This window comes from Anaerocolumna sp. MB42-C2 (assembly GCF_030913705.1).
In the GTDB taxonomy this organism is placed as follows: domain Bacteria; phylum Bacillota; class Clostridia; order Lachnospirales; family Lachnospiraceae; genus Anaerocolumna.
Genome location: NZ_CP133190.1, coordinates 284,415 through 310,280, shown reverse-complemented (window position 1 = coordinate 310,280; position 25,866 = coordinate 284,415). Strand labels below are relative to the sequence as shown.

The 25,866-nt window shown below is 37.9% G+C and carries 20 protein-coding genes and 1 riboswitch; of the genes, 1 reads left to right on the top strand and 19 read right to left on the bottom strand.

Going from position 1 to position 25,866, the window contains the following annotated elements; all coding sequences use genetic code 11:
* Positions 1-110 precede the first annotated feature (110 nt).
* The 11 genes from RBU59_RS01380 to RBU59_RS01330 all read right to left on the bottom strand — a co-directional run bounded on the left by RBU59_RS01380 (position 111) and on the right by RBU59_RS01330 (position 14,428).
* A complete protein-coding gene (locus RBU59_RS01380; RefSeq protein ID WP_308146095.1) occupies positions 111-1,151 on the bottom strand; it encodes a proline racemase family protein in 1,041 nt (346 codons plus the stop codon).
* A 330-nt stretch (positions 1,152-1,481) separates the two neighbouring features.
* A complete protein-coding gene (locus tag RBU59_RS01375; protein WP_308146094.1) occupies positions 1,482-3,881 on the bottom strand; it encodes a beta-L-arabinofuranosidase domain-containing protein in 2,400 nt (799 codons plus the stop codon).
* 32 nt (positions 3,882-3,913) lie between these two features.
* On the bottom strand, positions 3,914-6,286 hold the full coding sequence (gene hypD, locus RBU59_RS01370; protein ID WP_308146093.1) for a trans-4-hydroxy-L-proline dehydratase: 2,373 nt from the start codon (positions 6,284-6,286) through the stop codon (positions 3,914-3,916).
* Positions 6,287-6,407: 121 nt separating this feature from the next.
* The gene (locus RBU59_RS01365; protein ID WP_308146092.1) at positions 6,408-7,322 is read right to left on the bottom strand and encodes a glycyl-radical enzyme activating protein; all 915 of its coding nucleotides are present in this window, start codon (positions 7,320-7,322) and stop codon (positions 6,408-6,410) included.
* A gap of 253 nt (positions 7,323-7,575) precedes the next feature.
* Entirely contained in the window at positions 7,576-7,890 is a 315-nt protein-coding gene (gene ppnP, locus RBU59_RS01360; RefSeq protein WP_308146091.1) for a pyrimidine/purine nucleoside phosphorylase, read from the bottom strand.
* A 3-nt stretch (positions 7,891-7,893) separates the two neighbouring features.
* Positions 7,894-8,688 (bottom strand): pyrroline-5-carboxylate reductase, encoded by a 795-nt coding sequence (proC, locus tag RBU59_RS01355; RefSeq protein WP_308146090.1) that lies wholly within the window; start codon positions 8,686-8,688, stop codon positions 7,894-7,896.
* A 212-nt stretch (positions 8,689-8,900) separates the two neighbouring features.
* A complete protein-coding gene (locus tag RBU59_RS01350) occupies positions 8,901-9,806 on the bottom strand; it encodes an ABC transporter ATP-binding protein (protein WP_308146089.1) in 906 nt (301 codons plus the stop codon).
* Complete coding sequence (locus tag RBU59_RS01345; RefSeq protein WP_308146088.1) at positions 9,793-10,833, bottom strand: ABC transporter ATP-binding protein; 1,041 nt, start codon at positions 10,831-10,833, stop codon at positions 9,793-9,795. The genes RBU59_RS01350 and RBU59_RS01345 overlap by 14 nt, the downstream gene beginning before the upstream one ends.
* Before the next feature lie 19 nt (positions 10,834-10,852).
* A complete protein-coding gene (locus RBU59_RS01340; protein WP_308146087.1) occupies positions 10,853-11,788 on the bottom strand; it encodes an ABC transporter permease in 936 nt (311 codons plus the stop codon).
* Positions 11,789-11,807: 19 nt separating this feature from the next.
* The gene (locus RBU59_RS01335; RefSeq protein ID WP_308146086.1) at positions 11,808-12,722 is read right to left on the bottom strand and encodes an ABC transporter permease; all 915 of its coding nucleotides are present in this window, start codon (positions 12,720-12,722) and stop codon (positions 11,808-11,810) included.
* A 14-nt stretch (positions 12,723-12,736) separates the two neighbouring features.
* A complete protein-coding gene (locus RBU59_RS01330) occupies positions 12,737-14,428 on the bottom strand; it encodes a peptide ABC transporter substrate-binding protein (protein WP_308146085.1) in 1,692 nt (563 codons plus the stop codon).
* A gap of 520 nt (positions 14,429-14,948) precedes the next feature.
* Here RBU59_RS01330 and RBU59_RS01325 point away from each other — a divergent pair.
* Entirely contained in the window at positions 14,949-16,199 is a 1,251-nt protein-coding gene (locus tag RBU59_RS01325; RefSeq protein ID WP_308146084.1) for an aminopeptidase P N-terminal domain-containing protein, read from the top strand.
* A 99-nt stretch (positions 16,200-16,298) separates the two neighbouring features.
* Here the strand turns inward: RBU59_RS01325 and RBU59_RS01320 are convergent, their stop codons facing one another.
* From RBU59_RS01320 to RBU59_RS01285, 8 genes are all read right to left on the bottom strand, one after another.
* Positions 16,299-16,883 carry a TetR/AcrR family transcriptional regulator gene (locus RBU59_RS01320; protein ID WP_308146083.1) on the bottom strand — a complete coding sequence of 195 codons (585 nt, stop codon included), beginning with the start codon at positions 16,881-16,883 and terminating at the stop codon, positions 16,299-16,301.
* A gap of 267 nt (positions 16,884-17,150) precedes the next feature.
* The gene (gene thiC / locus RBU59_RS01315; protein ID WP_308146082.1) at positions 17,151-18,455 is read right to left on the bottom strand and encodes a phosphomethylpyrimidine synthase ThiC; all 1,305 of its coding nucleotides are present in this window, start codon (positions 18,453-18,455) and stop codon (positions 17,151-17,153) included.
* Positions 18,452-19,252 (bottom strand): bifunctional hydroxymethylpyrimidine kinase/phosphomethylpyrimidine kinase, encoded by an 801-nt coding sequence (gene thiD / locus RBU59_RS01310; protein ID WP_308146081.1) that lies wholly within the window; start codon positions 19,250-19,252, stop codon positions 18,452-18,454. Before thiD ends, thiC begins: the two co-directional genes overlap by 4 nt.
* A 147-nt stretch (positions 19,253-19,399) precedes the next feature.
* Positions 19,400-20,065 carry an HAD family hydrolase gene (locus RBU59_RS01305; RefSeq protein WP_308146080.1) on the bottom strand — a complete coding sequence of 222 codons (666 nt, stop codon included), beginning with the start codon at positions 20,063-20,065 and terminating at the stop codon, positions 19,400-19,402.
* Positions 20,062-20,703, bottom strand: a complete 642-nt coding sequence (gene thiE / locus RBU59_RS01300; protein WP_308146079.1) for a thiamine phosphate synthase — start codon at positions 20,701-20,703, stop codon at positions 20,062-20,064. The genes RBU59_RS01305 and thiE overlap by 4 nt, the downstream gene beginning before the upstream one ends.
* Entirely contained in the window at positions 20,690-21,511 is an 822-nt protein-coding gene (gene thiM, locus RBU59_RS01295) for a hydroxyethylthiazole kinase (protein ID WP_308146078.1), read from the bottom strand. Before thiM ends, thiE begins: the two co-directional genes overlap by 14 nt.
* Before the next feature lie 91 nt (positions 21,512-21,602).
* A riboswitch (TPP riboswitch) is annotated at positions 21,603-21,712 on the bottom strand.
* Positions 21,713-21,953: 241 nt separating this feature from the next.
* A complete protein-coding gene (locus RBU59_RS01290) occupies positions 21,954-22,865 on the bottom strand; it encodes a helix-turn-helix domain-containing protein (protein ID WP_308146077.1) in 912 nt (303 codons plus the stop codon).
* 569 nt (positions 22,866-23,434) lie between these two features.
* Positions 23,435-25,801, bottom strand: coding sequence for a family 10 glycosylhydrolase (locus RBU59_RS01285; RefSeq protein WP_308146076.1), 2,367 nt, complete (start codon positions 25,799-25,801; stop codon positions 23,435-23,437).
* Positions 25,802-25,866: the final 65 nt, after the last annotated feature.

Sequence of the window (25,866 nt, the reverse complement as noted above, 5' to 3'; positions counted from 1 at the left end):
TTTAATTAATTCTTGATTCAGTACATTTATAGTTAATAGTTACTTATATCATAGACTTAATTTAATACTCAGTTATATACTACGGTCTATATATAGTTAAAAAAAATAAATTACATTTTAACTTCTTTGCCAAAAATAAATCCATTTTTTAAAGGGTCTGTTTCATCTATGACCCATCGGTTAAATCCGGTAATATAGGCGCTGCCCGTTATCTGTGGTATGACTCCTTTATAACCCCCTACCAGGCTTTCTTTCATGATGATGCCTTTAAACATTGAACCGGTAATACTTTCATAGATAAATTCTTCTCCGATCTTTATTTGGCCTTTAGCATATAAAAGAGCTAATTTAGCGCTGGTTCCTGTCCCACAAGGTGAACGGTCTACCTGGCGGTCTCCGAAAATAACTACATTTTTTTTATTTGCTGAGGGATTGGCTGTTCTGCAGTAAAACTCCACCAGATCTACGGTATTGATATCCAAATAGGGATGTTTTACGATAACAGTATCATTAATTTTCTTAAGGATCTTCATACCAAGAACCGTTATTTCTTCAATATTCTCCGTTCCAACGGACAATCCCATTTTCTCGGCATCTACCATTGCAAAGAAACTACCGCCAAAAGAAATATCTAAATTAATTTTACCATAACCGTCTATTGGTACTTCAACATCACTTTGATAGAGAAAAGACGGAACATTTAATATACTGGTCTCAATGGCTCTGCCATTTTCTACCTTCACTCTTGCATGAATTAATCCTGCCGGGGCTTCTAATACCACGTCAGTATAAGGTTCTGTTACTTTTACCAGTCCGGTTTCTACGGCAACCGTTGAGGAACCGATGCTTCCATGGCCGCACATATTCAGATATCCGCCGGTATCCATGAAGATTACACCCAAATCAGCTTCTTTACTGATTGGTTCCGTTAAAACTGCTCCGAACATATCCTTATGCCCTCTTGGTTCTAACATCAGTGCAGTTCTATAGTGGTCAAAGTGTTCTTCCAGGTATTTCTTTCTCTCAATCATGGTATCTCCCAACAATTCGGGAAAACCTTTTGTAACAATTCTGGTAGGTTCTCCCATAGTGTGGGAATCTACTGTTTCAAAAACCGTGTAACTTAACTTCTGCTTTGGTTTCAGGTCCATGTCTGCCTCCTGCACGTTAGGGTTTACTCCGGAAGATTCGGAGAACCTTAACAGTAAATAAAAAGAAGGTGGCACAAATAAATGCGACACCTTCGTCCTATCAACGATACTTTATTATATTTCGATACATTTCTATAACTTTATACTATATTCTAGACTACGTTCTAGTAATTTGTCAAGTATTTTTTCATTAATTCAATTGGAGCATTAAAAGTCAGTATTGATCACGCCTCTGCTAAAAGCAACAGTTCCGTGATTAATAACGAAACCTTACAAATAACTTAGATTCATCAATTTACAGCGACATGTCCTGTCTTAACATGATATTACTTAATCCACATAGGGTATATTGATTTTAAAGTATGTATGATAATCCACGTGGTGTGCCGCATAGATTGGAATAAATTCTAAATCATCATAATATAGGACCGGTTTATCTTTCTGCCATTCAATACGGAAACAATCCCTAAGCTTGGGAGACAGAATCAGGGTAATCCAATCCTTTATACTGCTTAGTGCTGCCATAACAAAAGGACCGTACATTATACTGGCTACAGGAAGATCCAAATCATCAGGCGTGTACACAAGTGCTAATTCATATGGGGTATAAATATCCAGTCTGTCGTTTTCTGACCATGTTCTGCTTAAACATACATAACCGGATCCTGTTTCATTCGGATGTATTTCTTTTCCGTTAAGTACTAAACGGAAACTAGTTCTGCACCAATGGGGAATACGGAAACAACAGGTAATTTTAGTTTCCGTTTTTATGGTTATGGTTGTTTTTTCTCCGGGAAACTTACCGTAGATAGTCAGTATCGTACCTAATTCTGAAGAATGCAGGACAGAGGGTATATATAAATTTATATATATTTTATTCTCTTCTTTGTTGAGAAAATAGATATTTTCCTGATATTTTACATGATTTTCCATCCCTGTTCCGTGACAGCAGGTGAACTCTTCATAATCTGTCCCGTATTCTTTGTGCTGCCCGGGTCCGATAGGCAGCATATAGGTTACGCCATGATGCATATGCTCTGTTACGACCGGATTTTGTGATGCAATAACCTGGTTAAAAAGTGTTTTCTCATAATAGTCCATATATTCACTGTTTTCAGGTTCATAGCAGTAGAGGGCTTTCGACAGTTTCAGCATATTGTAAGCGGCACAGGTTTCGCAATTTCTATCGGTATCAATATTACCGGCTAATATATCGATTTCCTTAAAATTTTCGCTTCTTCCTACACCGCCTATGGAGTAAGCATAATGTTTAGTTACCAGATGCCAGAAATAATAAGCAGTAAGGTAATAATGTATTTCACCGGTTGCTTCATACTCCTTTAAAGCTCCAATCATCTGCGGGATATGCTGATTGGCATGTAACATGGTAATACTATCCATATTCTGAGCCAAACCCTCAAAAACTTTATGATTATCAAATAATAAGGAAGCTTTAAGATAATTTAGGTTGCCGGTTAACAGATATAACTGCGACAGGGATTCATTCATACCGCCGTATTCTCCGGCAATATACATACTCCACATCTTGTTAAGCTGTTCTGACGGGAGTGCCAAAAGCCTGTCGTAAACCCAGTCACCCATTCCGCAGGCGATGGTAAGGGCGATATCATTCTGTGCATATTCATAGCAATTAAGCAGCCCTGCCAAAAGCTTATGATATGTATAATATGGCGCCCATATGGTGGGATAAGGTGTATATTCCTCTAAAAGTGCAAATTGGTCCGGCGGATAAGCACTTAAATATCCTTTTCCCCATTCAGAAACCTGCTGTCCCCATAAGGACTGATCTGCATTTTCTTTTGTACACAGTGTCTTAAACCTAGAGGGAGTTCCGCTTGACAGATCCTGTAATTCTTTCAGGGAATTTACCATATAGTCTAGTTTCTCTTTTATTTCCCGATCCCCTGTGGCACTGTAAGCCAATGCCAGGGCCGATAAAAAATGCCCCGTGGAATGTCCTCTTAAAAGTCCTATTGGTTCCTCCCAGCCTCCTAAAGGTTTAACATTTTTGGTATCCATATGAAAAGTCGACCGGAAAGAGTAAAGCATACGGTCTGGGTCCAGTAATTTTAAATAAGCAAGCGTCCTTTTATTATTCTGAGTAAATATGGTATCCTGTATTAGATTAACCTCCGTCAGGTATACGGCAGATCCTTTTTTCTGCCGGTCAATACTATTATATTTTACCGATATATAAGCCGGTATCGTAATCCTTGGATTTGATTTCAAATGGCCTTTCGCAGTAAAATTGCCTTTTTTCTTTAATTCACCCTCTGGAATCCCCTCCCAGATAACCAGTTCCTCTTTTTTTGTGCCATTATTATATTCAATCCACACATAATTAGGTAAAACCGGGTTGATGCCGGGTTCCGTTTCTAATCTGAGAAACGGAATCCAAGTCACTTTCTTATGTTTATATTCCGGCAAAATGATGGCATTAAATGTTTTCTTACGTACGATTCCTTTGTAGGTTAATTCTGCTGTCAGAGTAATCGTCTTTTTTCCATCCTTTTCTTCCGGTCGATAAACAATACCGCTTGGGGATAAAAGAAAAGGGTCACTGCTATCCCAACGAATGGTACAACCGGATTTTCCTTTACAGGGAAGTTTAACATCCTTATAAATATGGTTTAAATCCGGTAATTGCAGATAATCTGCTTCCTGCTGTAAAAGCAATTCTTTGGTTGAACTTGTATTCTTGTTACACACCTTATTTTCTCCTTTAGGGTTCTGAATAATCGTTAATGAAATGCCTGTTCTGTTCTTTCTATTATTTCATCCTGAAGGGCTTTGCTGAGATTTCTGAAATGATCACTGTAACCTGCAACCCTTACGATTAGATCCTTATATTCTTCCGGATTCTTCTGGGCATCAAGCAAAGTTTTGCGGTCTATCACATTAAACTGAAGGTGATGACCATCCAGCTCAAAATATGCACGGATCAGATTAGCCATTTGTTCCAGGCCGGTTTCACCCGCAACTACAGAGGGAGTAAATTTCTGATTCAGCAGTGTACCTCCGGTTTTTACGTGATCCATCTTGGAGGCCGACTTTAATACGGAAGTGGGGCCTTTTATGTCGGCACCTTTCTCCGGTGATATTCCCTCCGATACCGGTTTATGTGCAAGACGTCCGTTAGGACTTGCAATCATTACATCACCGAAATATACGTGACAAGTAGTCGGAAGCATATTGATTCTATAAAAGCCTCCTTTTACATTGGGTCTGCCAGTCACACTATCACAGTAAAATCCGAATACTTCTTTCATAATCTTATCTGCATACTCATCATCGTTGCCATATTTCGGAGTATGATTGCGAACCAGGTTAAGTATCCGGTTATGGTCTTCAAAATTATCATTCATGGCAGTTAACAATTCGGACATGGTAAACTTCTTCTGTTCATAAACATTATATTTGATGACAGCTAAAGAATCTGTGATAGTACCGATACCAACACCCTGAATATAGTTGGTATTATATCTTGCGCCACCTCCGTTGTAATCTTTTCCTTTTAAGATACAATCGTTGGTGATAATGGATAAAAAAGGCACCGGCATATAATCTGCATAGATTTTTTCTATTATGTTATTACCCCGTATCTTTATATCCAGAAAATATAAAACCTGTTTTTTATATGCTTCAAAAAGCTCACCATAGGTCTTAAAATCTTCTGCATTACCTAACGTAAGGCCCAGACTCTCCCCGCTCATTGGATCGATTCCATTGTATAAAGTCAGTTCTAATATCTTGGGAAGATTAAAATAACCGGTAAGAATATAAGCTTCATTGCCAAAGGCACCGGTCTCCACACATCCGCTGGTTCCGCCCTTTCTTGCATCGGTTATGGTTTTTCCAGCATTCAGAAGTTCCTGTATAATAGCTTCCGTATTGTAAAATGCCGGCTGACCCCAACCTTTTCTGGAAATTTCACATGCCTTTAACAAAAACGCCTTTGGGGTCTTTTTACTTATCTGAACGTTGGAACTTGGCTGCAGCAGTTTCATCTCATCCATACATTCCAGTATCAGATAACTGATTTCATTGACACCATCCTGTCCCTCCGGTGTGATTCCTCCCGTATTAATATTTGCAAAGTCCGTATAGGTGCTGCTTTCTTTTAAGGTTATTCCTACTTTGGGCGGTGCAGGCTGGTTATTGAATTTAATCCATAGACATTCTAACAATTCCTTTGCCCCGTCTCTGTTAAGAATACCGTCCTTTACATCCTTTTCATAAAATCGTATTAGGTGCTGATCCAGTCTTCCCGGACTGTACGCATCCCAGGGATTTAATTCAGTAGTTACCGAAAGATGGACAAACCAATACATCTGTATGGCCTGCCAGCAGGTCTCGGGTTTTCCGGCAGGAACTACTTTACAGTTCTCAGCAATTTGAAGTAATTCTGCTTTCCGCTTTTCCTCTGTTTCCTGTTTGTATTGTTCCATGGCATAATCATGATACCGTTTCCCAAGAATCATAATGGCATCACATGCGATTGACATTGCTTTTAGCTGATTTTCTTTATTAAGTGCTTCCATATCATGAAGATAATCAAGCTTATGAATCGCGTTTTCAATCTCTACTTTATATTCCATAAATCCTTTATTGTATATATTTTCCGAACCTACGGTATGTCCCGGTCCCCTTTGCTCCATAAACTCGGTAAAGATTCCATTTTCATAAGCTCTCTTCCATTCATCTGACATGTGCTCTAAAATTTTATATCTGATGGAACGTTTTTCCCAAAAAGGGATGATGGAATCATTCTGGAATTGATAATCTTCTGTATTTACTTTAAAATTAATTAATTCCCGGTCATTCATAACGTGCAGATCTTCTACGGTATGACAGCACAGTTCCGGAAAGGTGGGCGAAGCCTGGGGGCCGTTTCCTTTCTCTCCCACAATTAATTCACCCTCACCGATGAAAAGAGTTTTATTGGAAAAGTAATGTTTCAGTGCCAAAGCCCTGAGTTCGGGTATTGAAACACTTCCCTCATATGTCTTATATGCCTCCGTAAATAATCTGGCCCGTTCCATATCAATATGGGCAGGTGTCTCCATACTGATTTTTCTTAAATTTTGAATCCGTTTATTCATTCCTCTTTCCATGTTTATACCCATTGCATATCACAACTGCCTTTCTTTCTTATTATTTTCTTTCAACCCACAGCCATGATGCCGCTTAAGCGGCATCTCAAATAGCAAATGTGAAGATGCTTTTTCTTCACATTTAACCTCCAATTTTAACATTTGTAAAATTAAACTTATTAAATACAGCCAAAAAGGTTTCTAATTCTTCCTGTGCCGGAGTATTAAAACAGTCCCCCTCATAATTAAGCTGCAATCTATTGTATTTATTCCTTCCCGTATTGTGATACGGCAGCAGATTAATCTGTTTAAAGGAAATTTGTTCTGCTTTTAAAAAGTCCGCAATTTGAATCATATGGTGGGCAGCAGCATTCACACCTACAATTACGGGAATCCGAATCCACACGCAAGCCTTTTTAAGACTCAGCTGTTTTAAGTTTTTAAGAATCAGTTCGTTGTCAACACCCGTATATTTCTTATGTAAGTCGGGATTCATCATTTTAATATCATATAAAAAAGTATCCACATAGGGTAATATTCTTTCTATTACGGCAAAAGGAGCATAACCTGAGGTATCTATATTAACGCGATATCCTTTATTATGAAGTTTCATTAATAATTCTTCCATATAATCCATATCCTGGGCCAAAACTTCTCCGCCGGATAAGGTTACTCCGCCGTCCGACTGGTCATAAAACACCTTATCTTTTTCGATTTCCTGTATCAGTTCATCCACCGTATAAAATGTTCCCGTCAATGCCCGGATATTACTGTCACAGTAATCCAGACAGAATCCGCACGTATGGCAGGAACTCCTATTCGTTTCGGAAATACCATTTCTCAAAACAACAGAGTTGGTCGGACATGCTTTAATGCAGGCGCCGCAGCCGGTGCATTTTTCGGTATTAACTAATAATTGTTTTGTATAGGTCTGAGTTTCCGGGTTATGGCACCAGGTACATGCCAGCGGGCATCCTTTAAAAAAAACTGTTGTACGGATTCCAGTACCGTCATGAATACAATATTTTTGCAGATCCGTAACCAAAGGTTTCTTCATTTCTCCCTCCTTTATACTTCGGTTTATACTATAGTCTATTAAAATTTTAACCTCTTTTATTCTGTTTGTCAAGATTCACTTAACATGATTAAAATAAAAAAAGACGTAAGGTTTAGCTCCCTCATAAAAGGGAAACAGATACCACGTCCTTTTTCTAAAAATCTATTCAATTCCAGACAAAATAAAATAACTGTATTACACTTGCTTTTGGAACACAGCGTAATAATAAATTCTGGAATATAACAACCTCATTTTAATCCTCTATATAAGAACAACAGTAATCTCCAAATGTGCTGACCTTAACCTTGAACTTGGAATTCCCAGGAACGATAAAAGTTGCTCCTTTTTTATAGGTTGTATAAACGGATTCTCCCGGAAGGCAAATATCCATCTCTCCGTTTAAAACCTCCATACATTCTTTGGCTCCGGTACCAAATTCATATTCTCCGGGGAGCATAAATCCCAAGGTTTTTCTCTCACCGTTTTTAAGATACAGAGTACGGCTGGTAACTTTTCCATCAAAATAAATATTTGCTTCTTTTGTAATATCAACATTTTCAAATTTCATATATTATAATCCTTTCGCTTTTTTGGTACAGGCTTTCATAGCCTCAATTACAGAACTTCGAAAGCCGTTTTTTTCCAGAACACGTACAGCTTCAATGGTGGTTCCGCCGGGAGAGCAAACCATATCTTTTAATTCACCGGGGTGTTTTCCTGTTTCCAATATCATTTTTGCACTGCCGAGTACTGACTGGGCTGCAAATTTATATGCCTGGGTCCTGGGCATTCCGTCGGCTACCGCTGCATCTGCCATAGCTTCTATAAACATAAATACATAAGCCGGTGAACTGCCGCTGACAGATACAACGACATCCATAAGGTTTTCTGATAAAATTTCTGTACTTCCGAAACCGCTTAACACTTTCAAAACTAACTCCAGCTCCGTTTGTGTAACCAATTCGTTAGCGCAAACCCCCGTTATCCCCTCACATACCAGCGCAGGAGTATTTGGCATACAGCGAACTATCTTTACGGGTTTATCAAAATTATCAGATAACCAGTTTAAAGTTTTACCCGGAGCAATTGTTATTACAATTTGATTCTCTGATATACTGTCTTTTATTTCTTTAATAACGGTTTCGTAATACTGAGGTTTTATTGACAAAAATAAAATATCCGCCAGTAGGACTACTGCTTTATTATCAGAACTGGTTTGAATATGGAGAGTTTCTTCCGCTTTTTTTAAGGCAGGGAAGTAAGCATCAGAAGCTATAATATTGTCCTGATTGCATATTTTGTTATTAATAATTCCGCCTATCATTGCTGAGGCCATATTGCCGCAGCCTATAAAACCTAATTTCATATCTTTACCAATCAAATCATACAATAATTAATGTATGATATCCGCGATAAATACGGAAACGAATATATCGTGGTATCCTTTCTTAATTTATTTATCTGTATTTCAGACTTTTATAAGAACGTCTGTCTTTAGAAAGCATATTATACCGAATCAGAAAAATGACAGGCGACCATATGACCACCTCTGATTTCTTTTAAATCCGGTATTTTCATTCAGCAGATTTCCTGTGCTTTTGGACAGCGTTCTGCAAAACGGCAGGTTTCCGGAGGATTAACAGGACTTGGGACCTCACCTATTATAGGAATACCCTTCTGATTTCTGGAACGATTGGGATCGGCGATTGGGATAGCCGATAACATAGCCTGTGTATAGGGATGTGCCGGATGTTCATATAATTCTTCAGTTTCTCCAATTTCTACTATCATTCCCAGGTACATAACAATTACCCGGTCTGATATATATTTAACCACACTTAGATCATGAGCGATAAAAAGATAAGTTAAGCCCATCTCCTCCCTGAGCTTTTTCAGCATATTGATAACTTGAGCCTGTATTGACACGTCTAAAGCCGATATAGGTTCATCACATACAATAAGTTTGGGACCTACGGACAGAGCTCTCGCAATTCCGATACGCTGCTTTTGCCCTCCGCTGAATTCATGGGAAAACCGAGACATATGATCTTTATTCATTCCCACTTTACCCAGGAGTTCAATTACTTTATCATCCAAATCTTTTGGCGAATATCTCTGGTACAGCTTCATTCCTTCCCCGACGATTTCTTTTACCGTCATCCTGGGATTTAGAGAAGCATAAGGATTTTGAAAGATCATTTGTACGTTTTTGCAAAACTCTTTTTTCTGTGATCTTGTCTTAACATCTTTTAGATTTGTATTTTCATAATAGATACTGCCTTTTGTTGGTTCATACAGCCGTAACAGACATCTTCCCAAGGTTGATTTCCCGCAGCCGCTTTCACCTACAATCCCAACTACCTCCTGTTTATATATTTCAAAGGAAACATTGTCCACGGCTTTTAAGGTTTCTTTCGAGGAAATAGAAAAGTATTTACATAACCCATCCACCTTTAATATTGGTTCTCTTTTATTTAAGGTCATCCGCTTTTTCCTCCTCATTTAATTGATAGATACCCTCTGTCTTAGGTGCATATGGATGCTGCAGCCAGCAATAGGTAAGGTGCAGACCTGAGAAGATCGTTTGCTCAGGCATTTGTTCATAACATATTTCCATTGCATGTTCACACCGTACGGCAAAGGGACATCCCTTGGGAGGTGAAAATAAATCCGGAGGTGTTCCCTCTATAGGTATCAGTTCCTCTTCTTTTTTCATATCCAGACGGGCAATGGATTGTAGAAGTCCTTTGGTATAGGGATGGGCTTTTTTATAAAATATATCATCACTGGAACCGCTCTCCATAATTTTACCGCCGTACATAACTAAAACTCTGTCGCATATTTTAGCTATGACTCCTAAGTCATGGGTAATAATCATTACTGCTACGTTCATGGTTTTACAAAGTGATTTTAACAGTGATAAAATCTGAGCTTCAATGGTTACATCCAGGGAGGTCGTTGGTTCATCGGCAATAATGATTTTCGGTTTTCCTACAAGGGCCATAGCTATACCTATCCTTTGCCGCATACCCCCGCTGAGTTCGTGGGGATATTGCTTTAGTCTCCGTTCCGGATCTGTTATACCGACTTTCTCCAATATCTCTAATGTTTCTTTTTTTATCTGGTTATGACTTAAACCGGTCCGTCCGAGAAAAATTTCTTCAATCTGCTTTCCGATTCTCATGGTAGGATTTAAGGATGTCATTGGATCCTGAAAAATAAAACCAATCTCTTTTCCTCTGATTTTTCTCATTTCCTTGTCGGATTTTGTTATAAGTTCTTTTCCTTCATATAACATGGAGCCGCTTTCAAAAAAACCGACAGATTCCGGATTTAATTTTAAAATACATTGGGCCGTAACGCTTTTACCGCAGCCGGATTCTCCTACAATTCCAAGAATTTCACCTTCTTTAACTTCAAAACTGATGTCTCTGACCGCTTTTACAATTCCGCCATAGGTGTGAAAGGAAAAGCTGAGATTTTTTATTTCTAATATATTTTTATCACTCATAGGATTCCTTTTCCTTTCTTTATTCCGAACCTCTTAACCTGGGATCAAATGCATCCCTTAATCCGTCGCCTAAAAGGTTTAATGCCAGCATGGTGGTACAGATAAAAAAGGAGGGAATGATAAGCTGCATTGGTGAAATCCTTAACAACTTAATTCCTTCTTTGGCCAGGATACCCCAGCTGCTGTTTGGCGGGGCCATGCCAAGACCGATAAAACTTAGAAATGCTTCCGAGAATATCGCAGACGGGATTGCCATAGTAAGGTTTGTGATAATAAGACCCATAATATTCGGTATCAGATAACGCAGGATAATATTGATATCAGATACTCCTAATACTTTAGCTGCCAGAACGAACTCCTGTCCTTTTAACCGTAATACTTCGCCTCTTACAAAACGGCAGCTTCCAATCCAGCCTACTATGATCATGGCTATAATAAGGCTGGTAACACCGCGGCCGATGATTACCATTACCAGAATCGTAACGATCAGACTGGGAATTCCATATAAAACATCAACAATCCGCATAATTAGCATATCAACTTTACCGCCGCAATAACCGGAGATACCTCCAATGATTGTTCCGATAATGGCATTTAACATAGCCGCGACAAAACCGATTGACAGCGATACTCTGGCTCCTTTCCACAGCCTTACGAATAGATCACGTCCAAGGGAATCGGTTCCAAACCAGTGTTTTAAAGAAAACGGAGCATTTATTGAGGAAGCATCCTGTTTTGCAAAATCATACGGACTGAAGATAGGTGCAAAAATTGCAAAAAGTATGTAAAAAATCATTAACATCAGGGAAAAGAACGCAACTCTGTTTTTTTTGATTCGTCTCCAGGCATCCTGCCAGTAAGACAGATTAGGCCTGGATATGCTTTCCATCTGCTCAATGTTTTTTCCTACGGTTTTAAATTTATCCGGTGTTATTTTTATTTCGTCTGTATTCATGTTCTATTCCCCACTTTCCTTAATTTACCCTGATACGGGGATCGATAAATCCATACAGGATGTCAACAACCATATTGGCAATCACTAAGAATACCCCATAAAAGACCGTCATACCGAGTACCATGGTATAATCAAGACCACTGATACTTTCCACGTAATATCTCCCCATACCCGGTATGGCAAAAATGGATTCGATTACAAAGGTACCCGTTAATATGGAAGCCACCACCGGCCCCATAACCGTTATAACCGGTAAAATAGCATTACGTACCTGATGTTTATAGACAATTCTTAACTTGGATAATCCCTTGGCTTTGGCGGTCTTTATGTAATCCTGGTTCACAACTTCCAACATACTGGAGCGCATTACTCTCGATACCATGGCAAGTGTACCAAATCCTAACGCTATCATGGGAAGAATGGTATATTCAAATCCTTTATATTGGGCTACCGGCAGAAGACCCCAGCGGATTCCGAAGAAGTACTGTAACACACCGCCCATAATAAAATCAGGAACACTGGTACCGAGGATCGCTATAATAATACAGATAAAATCTAGTTTTTTCCCTCTGTTTAATGCCGCGATAATTCCTAATACTAGGCCGAAAGATAGGGCAAATAAAAGCGCCCTTATGCCTATATCAAAGGAGTATGGAAAAGACTCAAGCAAAACTGCATTCACTGTGCGGTTCATATAAAGCATGGAGTATCCGAAGTCACCGTGGAGTAGATTACCCAGATAGGTAAAATATTGCACAATTACCGGTTTATCGAGGCCATAATAGGCCTCCATAACCGATTTAATTTCCGGCGTCATCTTTTCACTGGCAAAAGGGCCGCCAGGCATGAGTCTTATCAGGAAAAATACAGCAGATACCAAAACAAAAATGGTTATCAAGGAAATTCCTATTCTTTTAATGATATATTTTCCCATATGATTTACTCCTGTTATTCTGTAATATCTGCCTGTATGTAATTTAATCCGGTACCGACAAAATATGGTTTGAAGTTTGTTGCCTTCTCATTTAATAAGTAATAGGAACATACCATATCAAGAGGAATGATGGGTAAATCCTGACACAGGATCTTTTCTGCTTCATATAAATCATCCAATCTCTTTTTAGGATCAAGGGAAGCTTTCGCTGCCTGGATATACTTATCATATTCTTTGTTGCTGTATACGGAGTTGTTATAGCCGTTATCCGTTTCAAAAAACTCCAGATAACTGAAAGGATCGGAATAATCCGGTACCCAGCCGGTGAACATCATTTCATAATCATGTGCGGAATGAAGTTCATATAATTGTTTATAAGGGACCTGGTTAATTTCGATTACGATACCTAAATTTGTCTGCAGCTGTTCCTGGATTACTTCGGCTTGTTTTCTTGAAGAATCTGCATCAGCTGTGTTTAATACAACCTTAATATCAGAAGGGGAAGATATACCCAGTTCTTTCATAGCTGCATCTAAATATCCTTTTGCTTTTTCGTTATCATTGGTAGCGCCAAAAGCTTCAAGGGGGTATTCCTCACCATAAGTTTTTTCTACACCTGAAACCTGTGGGAGTACATATCTGGAAGTTACTTTATTCACATTGGAGGTTGCCAACGTTACAAACTCCTGCCGGTTTATGGCCGCACTCATGGCGTTGCGGAAATTTTTATTCGCAAGGATTTTATTCGCACTGAGATTAATCTGTAAATATTCCACGGCACCGGAATAATAACTTTTGGCATCAGGATAATTTGCAACCAGCTCGGAGGGAATTTCCGCAAAATCCAATTCTCCGTTTTCATATAAGCCAAGTGCGGTATTTTTATCCGTTACTACGGATATATCCACTTTATTTAATTTAACAATATCCTTATTCCAGTAATTTTCATTTTTAGTAAAAGTGAGCGAACTAGCATGTTCCCAGCTGGTTAAGGTAAAAGGGCCGTTATACACATTTTTATCTGCATCTGCAGCAAAATCTTTCCCATATTTCTCAACTAAATCTTTTCTGCAGGGATAATATCCGCTGGTAGACAAGACACCAAGAAAATAACCTGCCGGATTCTCCAATGTTATTTCAACTGTGGAATCGTCAATTGCTTTTACTCCTAATTCTTCAACCGGTAATTCACCGCTGTTTACTCTCGAAGCATTTTTTAGGATGGTGCCCATAAAGGAGGAAGGGCTTGCTGTCTTAGGATTTACCAGGCGCTGCATACCATAGACGAAGTCTTCCGCTTTCAATGGTTGTCCGTCACTCCATACCAATCCGTCTTTTAAATGAAACGTATATACAAGACCGTCATCGGATAGATCATAACTTTTTGCACAGGCCGGTTCAACAGTCCCATCATTATTTCTCATAAGTCCCTCGAATAAATGATAATCCAGTGTTGCTCCATACATGGAATTTACTAATTGAGGATCAAGCGTCGGCGGTTCATTGGAAATTGAATAGTTGATTTCTTTTGTTCCCGTCGATTCGGTGGTGCCGATGTCTGCCGAACCGGTATCGGTACTATTGCCAGTTGGTGAAGCACTTGTGTCTTTTACCTGGGAGTCTTTCTCATAGACACCGCATCCTGTTAAGGCAGTAATACTTAATGCAGCTGTTAAAACTAGTGTTAATAACTTTCTTTTACTCATAACTGTTCCTCCTTTAATATAATTATAATTAACATTCTCTACATACTATTTTTTAAGAATGTCCATAAACCTGTAATTTTTTCGCATGTTCTTCCTGCTTATAGTTCGATCAGTTCATAATTTAAAATATATTGATAAAACAAGAGTGGCAACTCAGCCGTAGATGACTGCGTTGCCACTCTTTTAATTTTTAACTTGAATTTAGTTATGAGCTGTATTATACTATGTTTTATACTATGGTCTATATTATAAATAGCAGCTTTTATTTTGTCAACACGTTTTTTATTTTTTTTAATAATTTAATTGGTTAATTCGTTAAATGATTAAATTTGAAAAAAATGTAGTTTCTGTTTTGTTAAATTGATTTGATTTTAATTAAAGAAAAAGAAATTAGTAATATGTTGGGAGAAACGTTGAAAGAAAATTAAAAATATAGAAAGGATGCCACAAAAGAGATTCTTTCAACGATATATTTGTGGCAGTATCACAAGTAAGCTTGCGATAGGTAATGGGTATAAAAATGAAAAAAGAATTTCACAAAGAAAACAGAGAAACCCTCTACAACAGCCTGGAATCAGGGTCCATAGCGGTAATGTTCAGCGGACGAGCACCCAGGAAAACCAGTGACGAATATTATCCCTTTTTTGCAAACCGAAGTTTCGTGTATATGACAGGTATAGAGCAGGAAAATAGTATTCTTATGGCTTTTAAAGATGGAACAACCACTGAAGATACTGTATTTTTGCTTCCTCCGGATTTATTAAAAGAACGCTGGACCGGCAGAAGGCTAACGGATACGGAAGCTTCTGATATTTCCGGAATTGAATCGGTAAAATACATTGAGAATTTTAAAGTGTCTTTGGACCAGCTTATAGGTTCAGGTCTGGCGGAAACACTGTATTTGGATTTTGATAGATTAACCGAAGAGGAACCGGACAATGATTCCTATCAATTAGCAAATTACATAAAAACAAGATATCCATTTATAAAGATTAAAAATTTACAAATACAAATCAGAAAACAAAGGACCATAAAAAAAGCTTGTGAGATCGAAGCTATGAGAAAAGCGGAACAAATTACACAAGCAGGTATCCTAGCAATGATGACTGCCTCCAAACCGGGAATGTATGAATATGAATATAAAGCGGAATTTGATTATGCTTTGGCAAAACGCGGAGTCCTCTCTCCCGGATTTCCGTCCATTATCTCAGCGGGAAACAACAATTTCTGTATCCATTACTACTCTTATAAAGGGCAGGCAAAAGACGGTGATATGATATTAAATGATGTGGGAGCCTGTTATGATAATATCATTAATGATGTTTCCAGAGGTTGGCCCTGCAACGGCAAATTTAACGATAAGCAGCGCCTGTTATATGAATGTGCTTATGATACCTCCAATTATATGTTTAATATCCTGAAACCGGGTTTACCCATGAAAGAGGTAGATCAAATTGCAAGAAAACATAATTTTGAACAATTAAAAGAGATTGGCCTGTGCAGAAAATATGAAGAAGTTGGAAAATATATCTGGCATGGAGGTGCTCATCATGTGGGATATGATGTTCATGACAGGGTATCCCCCATGGAAGATATGATTACGGCTCCGGGAATGGTTTTTTGTGTAGATATAGGAATTTACTGTGAGGACTGGGGAATTGGCTTTCGTTTGGAAGATAACTGTCTGATAACAGAGAATGGTTGTGAAAACCTATCGGCAATCACGCCCAGAAGTATTGAAGAGATAGAAGCTGTTATGGGTAAAAGATAATTGCTGCGGGACTGTTATAGATATCTGATGACTGTTGATTTTTGTGAGAATTTATCAGATATTATAGCAGTCCCATTTTTTATGCTTATAAATATAATATTAATCGATATGCTTAAATGCCTGCATCATAATAGGCATATACTCTTTACTGTATTGTTCCAAGGAATAATTTCCACGGTTTAAGCACCAGTCGGAAACTAATGCCCGTTCACATAAAGTATAATATTTTGTGATTTCCCGTACTGATTTATTTGTTGAAATCTGTCCTCTTTTTTGACCTTCTTCTACAATATCCGTTACCAGTTTATAATATACACGGTTCTGATCCAATAAATTAGTCTGCCCTTTTGGCAGCAATTGAGTTGAATACAGTGAGGATATCAGGTCTATATCGATATGTTTTTCTATAAATGAATGCATTTGATAGTTCATATTCAGCAGTTTATCAAAACTGTTTAAATCAGGGTCCATAGTTTTCTCAAGTTTCTCGTATTCATGGTCTAAAATAGTGGATAGAGTATCTAAAAGAGTCTCCTTTCGATCAAAATAGTAATAAAAAGTTCCTTTGGAAGTTTTAGCGGCTGCAATAATATCTTCTACCGTAGTATTTTCATATCCTTTTTCATGAAACAATTCCCATGCTGCATTTACAATTTTATCTTTTGTATTTGACTGTTCTGCCATTTTTACTATTCCTTTCATAAAACCAACAGCACAAATTATATTAACGTACCTGAGTTTATAATTTGACAATAATATATTTATTATAACTTTTTGATTAAATTAATGCAAGTATTGTTCAAAATAAGCAGCTCTGGAAGGAAAGCAATAGTTACTGTTTACACAATATTCCCTTACCTAATAAGACAGCCTAAATGGCTGTAATCCATTTAGGCTGTCTCTCATGCTTTTATATCATAGACGGTAAATTTAATATTTATAAAGGAACTGCTATAAAATATCAATATGTTCTCCCGCAAGAGCTTTATTCATACTTCTTACGGCACAGAATTTTCCGCACATGGAACAGGTATCTTCCTGTTCCGGCTTTCTGTTTGCACGAATTGCTTTAGCTGTTTCCGGATCTATTGCACACTCCCATTGTGCTTCCCAGTCAAGTACTTTTCTTGCATCTGCCATCTTATCATCAATCTCCCTTGCTCCCCTTACTCCTTTGGCTATATCAGCGGCATGAGCGGCAATCTTGGATGCTATGATACCTTGTTTCACATCATCCAGATTCGGCAGTGCCAGGTGTTCTGCCGGAGTTACATAACATAAAAAAGCTGCGCCGGTTGAAGCTGCAATAGCTCCGCCGATTGCAGAAGTAATATGATCATAACCTGGAGCTATATCTGTTACCAATGGTCCTAATACATAAAAAGGTGCTCCGTTACAGATGGTCTGCTGCAGTTTCATATTTGCGGCGATCTGATCCATAGGCATATGACCGGGGCCTTCTACCATAACCTGTACATCCTTTTCCCATGCCCTTTTGGTAAGTTCACCCAGGCGTACCAGTTCTTCAATCTGGCATACATCCGATGCATCAGCAAGACATCCCGGTCTGCAGGCATCTCCCAATGATATGGTAACATCATATTCACGGCAGATATCAAGAATTTCGTCATAATACTCATAAAACGGATTTTCTTCCCCTGTCATACACATCCAGGCAAATACCAGGGAACCGCCTCTGGATACTATATTCATTTTTCTTTTATGTAACTTGATCTGATCGATGGTTTTTCGAGTTATTCCACAGTGCAGAGTTACAAAATCAACACCATCTTCAGCATGCAGTTTTACTACATCAATAAAATCCTTTGCCGTAAGATCAGCCAGATCTCTTTGATAGTGAATAACAGAATCATATATAGGTACTGTACCAATCATAGCAGGGCATTCATCGATTAGTTTACGACGGAAAGGAATCGTATCACCATGTGAAGATAAATCCATAATTGCATGCGCTCCCATATGAACCGCTTCCATCACTTTCTTCATTTCAATATCATAATCTTTACAATCTCTTGAAATCCCAAGATTCACGTTTATTTTCGTTTTCAGCATAGAGCCCACCCCCTGGGGTTCTAAACATTTATGATTTTTGTTTGCGCATATTGCTACTTTTCCGGAAGCTACCAATGGTAATAATTCCTGGGCAGTCATAAGTTCTTTCTCTGCCACGATTTCTAGTTCTTTCGTTATAATCCCTTTTCTTGCTGCGTCCATTTGTGTTGCATATTCTCTCATTGTTCTGTCTCCTCTTTAAATAAATTCCATGTGTGATTAAGCGGTCCGTTTCCTTTACCAAGATTGAGGTTTGCTTTTAATGCTCCGGATATATATTCTTTGGCCAATCGTATTGAGGGCTCCAGATTAAGACCCTTAGCAAGACCGGAAGCGATGGCGCTGGATAAAGTGCACCCTGTTCCATGTGTATTGTTGTTATTAATTCTCTGACCGATTAACCAGGTGTACTTGTGATTCTGGTATAATAAATCATTGGCATCATTGATGCTGTGTCCGCCCTTTAATAAAACAGCACAACCGAATTCATTGCTTATGATTTCTGCTGCTTTAATCATAGTTTCTTCTTCTGTAATGGATATACCTGATAACACAGAAGCCTCCGGTATATTAGGAGTTAATAATACCGCCTGCCGGAACAAACTTAATTTTAAGGTTTCTACGGCATCCTCTTTAAGCAGCTTTGAACCACTGGTGGAAATCATTACCGGATCCACAACAATGTTTTTCGCTTTATAATATTTTAACTTTTCCGATATTATTTCTATTAGATTACTTGATGAAACCATACCTATTTTAACTGCATCCGGGTAAATATCCGTAAAAATACTGTCTAACTGTTTGCCTAAAAATTCTTCTGTTACTTCCATAATACCAGTAACGCCGGTTGTATTCTGGGCAGTAAGCGCAGTAACCGCACTCATGGCATAAATGCCATAGGCGGTCATCGTCTTAATATCTGCCTGGATGCCGGCGCCTCCGCAGGAATCACTGCCTGCAATTGTTAATGCTGTTCTCATTTTATCACCGTAACAAGGGATGTGGGAAATAACCTAAAATATGATATTTTTGTAACATCCCTATGCTCTATCCTTATTATTATTTTAGTACAAGCATTAATTTTATAAAGCGGCAAAAGGTGGTGCCCCCGGTTTACCGCCTATGTATCATTCTGTTTTAGCTGCTATTTCTAAAAACATAGTAATATTGGTTAAGTTTTTTATATAGATATCGCTATATCTTTTAATCATAACCTGATCTGTTATACTGGAGGGATCAAATATACCTGCAGTTTTAAATCCTGCATTTTTGGCTGTTCTAATTGCGTATAAGGCATCTTCGAACACCCAGGTAGATTGAATATCAGTTTTCATATACTCAGCTGCCTTAAGATAAATAGCAGGTTTTTCTTTACTTTCTCCTATCTCCGTACAGGTAAATATCCTGTCAAAATAATTTAAAACCTTTAACCTTTTAAGAGCTGCTTCAATTATCCTTCGGTCACTGGAGGTTGCCAGCGTTATTGTAATACCTGCTTTTCTTAACTCCTCTAAAAACTGCAATACACCATCTTTTAATGTAACCTGAAATCGGTAAAAATGTTCGATTGTATTATTAATCCCATTTATAATGTCATCGGAAGTCAAGTCCAACTGATATCTATTTTTTAGATATTCAGCGCCTTCTTTCATACTCATGGAGTACATAATCTTACTGAGGTCAGGTTCTGCCCTTATTCCTAAACTTCCTAAGTATAGTTCACCGGCTTTATCCCATATTGACATAGAATCAAGTATTGTACCGTCCAAATCAAAGATTGCCCCTGTTATCACTCTATCACCATCTTTTTTGTCAATTCTTTTAATTTTGCAGTAGCTTTTTTAATGTCCGGCTGTGCAAAGATTGCACTGATAACAGCGACTCCGCATATTCCGGAGCCGGTAAGCTCCATTATATTATCTTTACTGATACCACCGATTGCTACCACTGGAATGCTCACGGCCTGACAGATTGCTTTTAATGTTTCATAACTGACATCATCTGCATCAGCTTTGGAACCGGTAGGAAACACAGCTCCAACCCCTAAATAATCAGCTCCTTGTTTTTCTGCCAAAACTGCCTGTTCTACCGTTTGAGCCGATACTCCAAGAATTTTATCAGGACCAATGATTTTACGAACATTTACGGCCTCCATATCCCTCTGACCTACATGTACTCCGTCAGCCTCCATAGCAATCGCTATATTTACATTATCATTGATGATAAAAGGAACCTGAAATCTTTTGCATAATTCCTTTATCTCAATAGCTTCCTTTTGAAATATACTTTCTTCTAATTCTTTCTCGCGAAGCTGAAGAAAAGTAACTCCGCCTTCTAAGGCTTTCTCGACCTGACTATAGAGGGATTCACATCCAAGCCAAAACCTGTCGGTAACGGCATATAAAAGCAGATTCTTTTTATCGCAATTCATACTTTGCTCCTTTATTCAGAGTATCCCCATCCATATTATAAATAGCATCAATGATTCTGTTTCGGTATGTAGAATTTCCATCGGTAGGCTGCATATTGTTCCAGCCGATTTCCCCCGCAAGCCCCATGGTGCATACCGCTGCAGCTGCAGCTTCCAGTTCATTATCCGGGTTGGCAATCAGAAATGCCGTTATCACTGCCGAAAGCTGGCAGCCTGTCCCTGTTATTTTACCCATTTCGGCTCTGCCGTTCCGTATTACATAACATTGCTTCCCATCGGTAACTAAATCAATTGCACCTGTGACGGCGATAATACAGCCTGTTTTTAAAGAAAGATTTTTAGCAAAGGAAACCGCTTTATCAAGGGATAATTCTGTTACTGTATCTGATACATCAGCATCCACTCCTTTGGTACTGCCGCTTCCGTAGGCCAAAGTCTTAATCTCGGAAATATTTCCGCGAATTACATTAAACTTAATCTCCTGCATCAGTTTAACTGCAGTATCGGTACGAAGTCTACTGGCACCTGCACCTACCGGATCAAGAAGAACTTTATGACCAAGTTTATTTGCTTTCTTTCCTGCGAGAAACATGGAGGGAATTGTATTTTTGTTCAGTGTTCCAATGTTAATGTTAAGTCCTCCGCAGATTGAAGTAATGTCTTCCACATCCTTAAGATCATCTGTCATAATCGGGCTTCCTCCGCAAGCCAGAAGTACGTTAGCTACATCATTAACAGTTACATAGTTTGTTATATTGTGAACGAGTGGTTTGAGTTCACGAACATTTTCCAAACATTCTTTAAACATGATATCTCCTTTCGCAAATACAAACTGAAAGGTATGTCAACAATCCTTTCGCAAAAAAAATGCACATATACCAATAAAGTATATATGCAGAAAATTCCACAAAATATATCCCTACGTTGGCATTATCCAAATCAGGTTACGGGTCTAAGCATAACAGCTTACTCTCAGCCTGCTTTTCGCAAGCTCCCCTTTGTATTTATTTAAATTATACTACAGTAAAATAAAAAATCAATCATAAATTATATGCAGTCGGGATAAACAATAACATAAATACTGTTCACTCCCTGCAAAAAGTCAGCAGTTCCGTGAGCAGTAACAGACTTACCGATACACACAAAACGCAAAGGATTCGTTTATGTCATAATAAAACGGCTGTATATAAATATATAAACCCGTAAGGTATACATACCATACGGGGTTTATATCACGAATCTTATATACTTTAATTGTTACATTTTATTACAGGCCTGGCTTCAATATAACCTCTGTATCCCATAGGCGCCAGCTGGAAACACGGTGCCTGCTCAGGAGCCCACGCATATCCATACACTTCAGGATTAAACTTATCTATATGTTTCCATACTTCACCGATCTCATATTGAAAATCATCATCATTATAGGGTTCCCCCTGAAAAACCATCATCGTACAAGGAGGTAATACAATCAATTCATATCCATCCGGAATATCCTTATTATAGTCCATTGGAAGTTCCACTCCTTGAACATACAAGGAGGTATGTTCAGGTTTTAAATGGGACGGAAGCCACATACCGATAGGCTCATAAAGGGCTTCTTTTACACTGGATAATACACTCCATACATCACATCCTGCTTCTTCACAGAATTCAAAATAATCCTCTGCTTTTTTTCCTCGCTTTAGCATACATTTTCTTTCCGGTCTTTCAATAATCTGCACAAATATTGATTTTGTCATAATTTCCATCCTTTCCTCTATTTTTTTTAAATTATGAAATGCTCGGTAGGTATCATAAGCTTTTTCAGGCAAAAATAACTTAATAGGAGGTGTTTTGAGTTTGTATCTACCGGGAGCAATTCCAAACTCTTTTGAAAATGCCCTGGTAAAACCCTCCTGGCTGTCAAAAACAAAATCCAGTGCGACGTCGATCACCTTTATGTTTTCATCTCTTAATATAATCGCAGCCTGTGTAAGTCTTCTTAAACGTATATATTCAAAAAGCCCTTTTCCGGTAACCTCTTTAAATATTCTGGCAAGATACCAGGATGAGTACCCAGCCTCAACGGACAGTTGTCTCATGGTTATAGGTTTTGTTATATTCCGTTCAATATAGTCCTGCACTTTTTGTACCATATATGCTGATTCCGCTTTATTCATCTATAATGGCTATCCTTTCTTTTTTCTTTTACTTTCAACCATTTAATCATGATGCCGTAAGGCGGCATTTCAGATAATAAGGAAGAAAGCTGGAACGATCACATGCTGTGTTCGTTTTTGAATTCTTCCAATGTCAAGATGTTTTTGCCCTCACACTTCCAAACATGATGCCGCAAAGCGGCATCTCAAATAATGGATGAAGAAGTTCAAAATGAGAATTCCAAATTGTTAAGATAAAACGTCTTAACAACTATGAATTTCATTTTGGAGTTCTTCGAAAGAATTTTGGACTTTTTCAAAATTCTTTTTCACACTTTAGCGCCTCCGATAGATATAGGATATATTATTTTAACATAATTTTCTTGACCGTCTGTGCGAAAATAATAAATATATTGCGGTTCTGGGTTAACATAGCATGTCTTTTATTTAACAATAATTTAATAAACTTAAAAAATACATATCATTAGAAATAATTGTATTTCCAATAATATGTATTTTAAAGAAGAACTATTATGTAATGTTTTATAATGTAATTATTATAAGCCCGATCTAAATTGCAGTATACCAGACTATTTCATAATTTCTAATAATTTATCAACACCAGGTTTTGTTGTTTTATTATTAAAGAAATCATAACGGAAGAATATAAATCCATCAACTTTGCCTGTTTCTCTGCTGTATTCTACCTGGTCCTTTAACTCGCTGGTATTGTTTTTCCAATCTTTTTCTAAGGTTGAACCGGCTTTATAAGTGGCAATTCCAACATACATTTTAACCGTTGAACTGGTACGGAAAGACAGCCATTTATCCAAAGTTTTGTCAAAAGGATAACTGCTGTGGGAAAAAGTCCAGTAAATCTGAGGGCAGATATAATCAATGTATTTATCAGAGGATAACCAGGTTTTATAATCTACATAATAACCTAAATTACTGGTTAAGGAATCATAAAAACCACCCGGACTGATACCAAATTGAACGGAAGTATCTATCTTCTTAATTGAAGAATAGATTCCTTTCACTAAGGTATTAACGTTATTTCTTCTCCAATCAGCGATGGATAAAGCAGTCTTATTACTATCTTTACAATCTGAAACATAGGTTTTATATTCGGGCGCATCAAAATTAGTTGCATAGCTGCTTCCTAAAGAAGGATAAAAATAATCATCAAAATGAATTCCGTCTACATCGTAATTCTGTACGATTTCTTTCACTCCATTCGTAATTAAAGTCTGAACTTCCTTTGAGGCAGGATTGTAATAAAGATTACCTGCATAAGACAATACATTACGGTCATTGGATTCATCTTTGTCATCATGCCATACTCTGGCAGGATTATCCTTGGATAATTTAGTGTAATCCGTACTTGCTGTTGTTACACGGTAAGGATTCAGCCAGGCATGAATCTGCAGACCCCTTTCATGTGCAGCTTTAACCATATATTCAAGAGGGTCAAATCCCGGATCCTTACCTTGTGTACCGGATGCATATCTTGACCATGGGAAATAACTAGAATTATACATGGCATCACCAAAAGGTCTTACATGGACAACAACCGCATTCATATTCATATCAACTACTTTATCAAACATCTTATCAATAGTAGATTCAAAACCGGTTTCAGTAAATCCCTCTTTACCGTAATTCATAAATTCTAAGTAAGAAATCCAAACTGCACGAAACTCCAAGACGATATTAATTACTTTAATTACAGAATTACCTGCTTTGTCCGTTGCTAAAACGCTGTAATCACCAGAAGCTGTAACAGTGAATTTCCCTGTACCCGTTACATCCTTTGCACTACTCCACTTGTCTGAGGATATATCTGTTATATTTCCCTTTAAGTACTTAATACTGGATATACCTGAAGTAGTATCCTTTGCATTATATGTAATAATTGCTTTCTGATTGGCAACCGTATAATTTAATGAAAGTGTAGGTAACGCCGTATCAATATTGGATATGGTAATAACTATTATCGATTGATTCCCAACTATATCTGTTACCAAAACAGTGTAGTTACCGTTATTGCTTACTTTAAAACTGCCTTTACCGTTGCTGTCCAGTTTTACTGCAGATTGTTTGTTTGCATCCGTAAAATCCCCAGATGCCCGCTCACCGGAGAGATATTTAACGTCCTTGACACCGGATCCTATATCGGCAGCGGTAAGATTAACCGTAACAGAACCTTTCGTTGGTTTTGTTGTACTTAAGGTGTAGGCAATCTCAGGAGATGATTTATCTATATTTTCTACGGTTACCACTTTTAAAGTCTTATTACCGGCGGTATCTTCTACTAAAAACGTAAATATATTATTGGTTTTTACCGTTAGCTTACCGTTATACATATAATTATACTCTGGGTTGGTTACCTCGTTTTCAGTTAAGCTGATAGTTTTTCCCGCATCTTTAAAATCAGCTGCTGTTTTCGTTCCGGTTAGGTATTGTAAGTGCTTAATGCCTAAACCTTTTTCGCCAATTAAGAAAGATAAGATTACATTCCCTTTTGTTAAGTCCCTGGTACTTTTTGTTACTTTAATCTTAGGTTTTGAGGTATCCATATTGGAAATTGTGATCTTCTTTAATGAAGCATTACCAGCTTTATCTACGGTGTAAAAAGAGTATGTTCCATTCGCCGTAATTGTAACAGTATATACATTTTTAGAATTTAAAGTCAGTGATTTACCAGATTTCTTAAAATAATCGGCTTTTTTACTGCCGGAAGACCATTTTAAAGATTTTATGCCGGAGGCATCGAATACTTTGACCTCAACTTTAATTGGTTTATTGGTTGGTTCTTTTGTATCAGCTTTTAATGTAATTGCAGGAGCTGTCTTATCGGCCGCTGCATACACGGGCACGGAAGTGAATATGACCACTCCTATAATAAAAATCATGAAAAGTCCAGAAAACCATTGTGTTTTGTTCTTGTTTATCATTTGTCTAAATTCCCTCCAGAAAATGTTATGGCATCCCCTTAAATATCCTCTCATTTAAACTGTTC

What these genes read in the sequence shown, in the direction of transcription:
- RBU59_RS01380 (WP_308146095.1), bottom strand. Translation starts at nt 1,151, where the DNA reads ATGGACCTGAAACCAAAGCAGAAGTTAAGTTACACGGTTTTTGAAACA.
- hypD (WP_308146093.1), bottom strand. Translation starts at nt 6,286, where the DNA reads ATGGAAAGAGGAATGAATAAACGGATTCAAAATTTAAGAAAAATCAGT.
- RBU59_RS01365 (WP_308146092.1), bottom strand. Translation starts at nt 7,322, where the DNA reads ATGAAGAAACCTTTGGTTACGGATCTGCAAAAATATTGTATTCATGAC.
- ppnP (WP_308146091.1), bottom strand. Translation starts at nt 7,890, where the DNA reads ATGAAATTTGAAAATGTTGATATTACAAAAGAAGCAAATATTTATTTT.
- proC (WP_308146090.1), bottom strand. Translation starts at nt 8,688, where the DNA reads ATGAAATTAGGTTTTATAGGCTGCGGCAATATGGCCTCAGCAATGATA.
- RBU59_RS01350 (WP_308146089.1), bottom strand. Translation starts at nt 9,806, where the DNA reads ATGACCTTAAATAAAAGAGAACCAATATTAAAGGTGGATGGGTTATGT.
- RBU59_RS01345 (WP_308146088.1), bottom strand. Translation starts at nt 10,833, where the DNA reads ATGAGTGATAAAAATATATTAGAAATAAAAAATCTCAGCTTTTCCTTT.
- RBU59_RS01340 (WP_308146087.1), bottom strand. Translation starts at nt 11,788, where the DNA reads ATGAATACAGACGAAATAAAAATAACACCGGATAAATTTAAAACCGTA.
- RBU59_RS01335 (WP_308146086.1), bottom strand. Translation starts at nt 12,722, where the DNA reads ATGGGAAAATATATCATTAAAAGAATAGGAATTTCCTTGATAACCATT.
- RBU59_RS01330 (WP_308146085.1), bottom strand. Translation starts at nt 14,428, where the DNA reads ATGAGTAAAAGAAAGTTATTAACACTAGTTTTAACAGCTGCATTAAGT.
- RBU59_RS01325 (WP_308146084.1), top strand. Translation starts at nt 14,949, where the DNA reads ATGAAAAAAGAATTTCACAAAGAAAACAGAGAAACCCTCTACAACAGC.
- RBU59_RS01320 (WP_308146083.1), bottom strand. Translation starts at nt 16,883, where the DNA reads ATGGCAGAACAGTCAAATACAAAAGATAAAATTGTAAATGCAGCATGG.
- thiC (WP_308146082.1), bottom strand. Translation starts at nt 18,455, where the DNA reads ATGAGAGAATATGCAACACAAATGGACGCAGCAAGAAAAGGGATTATA.
- thiD (WP_308146081.1), bottom strand. Translation starts at nt 19,252, where the DNA reads ATGAGAACAGCATTAACAATTGCAGGCAGTGATTCCTGCGGAGGCGCC.
- thiE (WP_308146079.1), bottom strand. Translation starts at nt 20,703, where the DNA reads ATGAATTGCGATAAAAAGAATCTGCTTTTATATGCCGTTACCGACAGG.
- thiM (WP_308146078.1), bottom strand. Translation starts at nt 21,511, where the DNA reads ATGTTTAAAGAATGTTTGGAAAATGTTCGTGAACTCAAACCACTCGTT.
- RBU59_RS01290 (WP_308146077.1), bottom strand. Translation starts at nt 22,865, where the DNA reads ATGAATAAAGCGGAATCAGCATATATGGTACAAAAAGTGCAGGACTAT.
- RBU59_RS01285 (WP_308146076.1), bottom strand. Translation starts at nt 25,801, where the DNA reads ATGATAAACAAGAACAAAACACAATGGTTTTCTGGACTTTTCATGATT.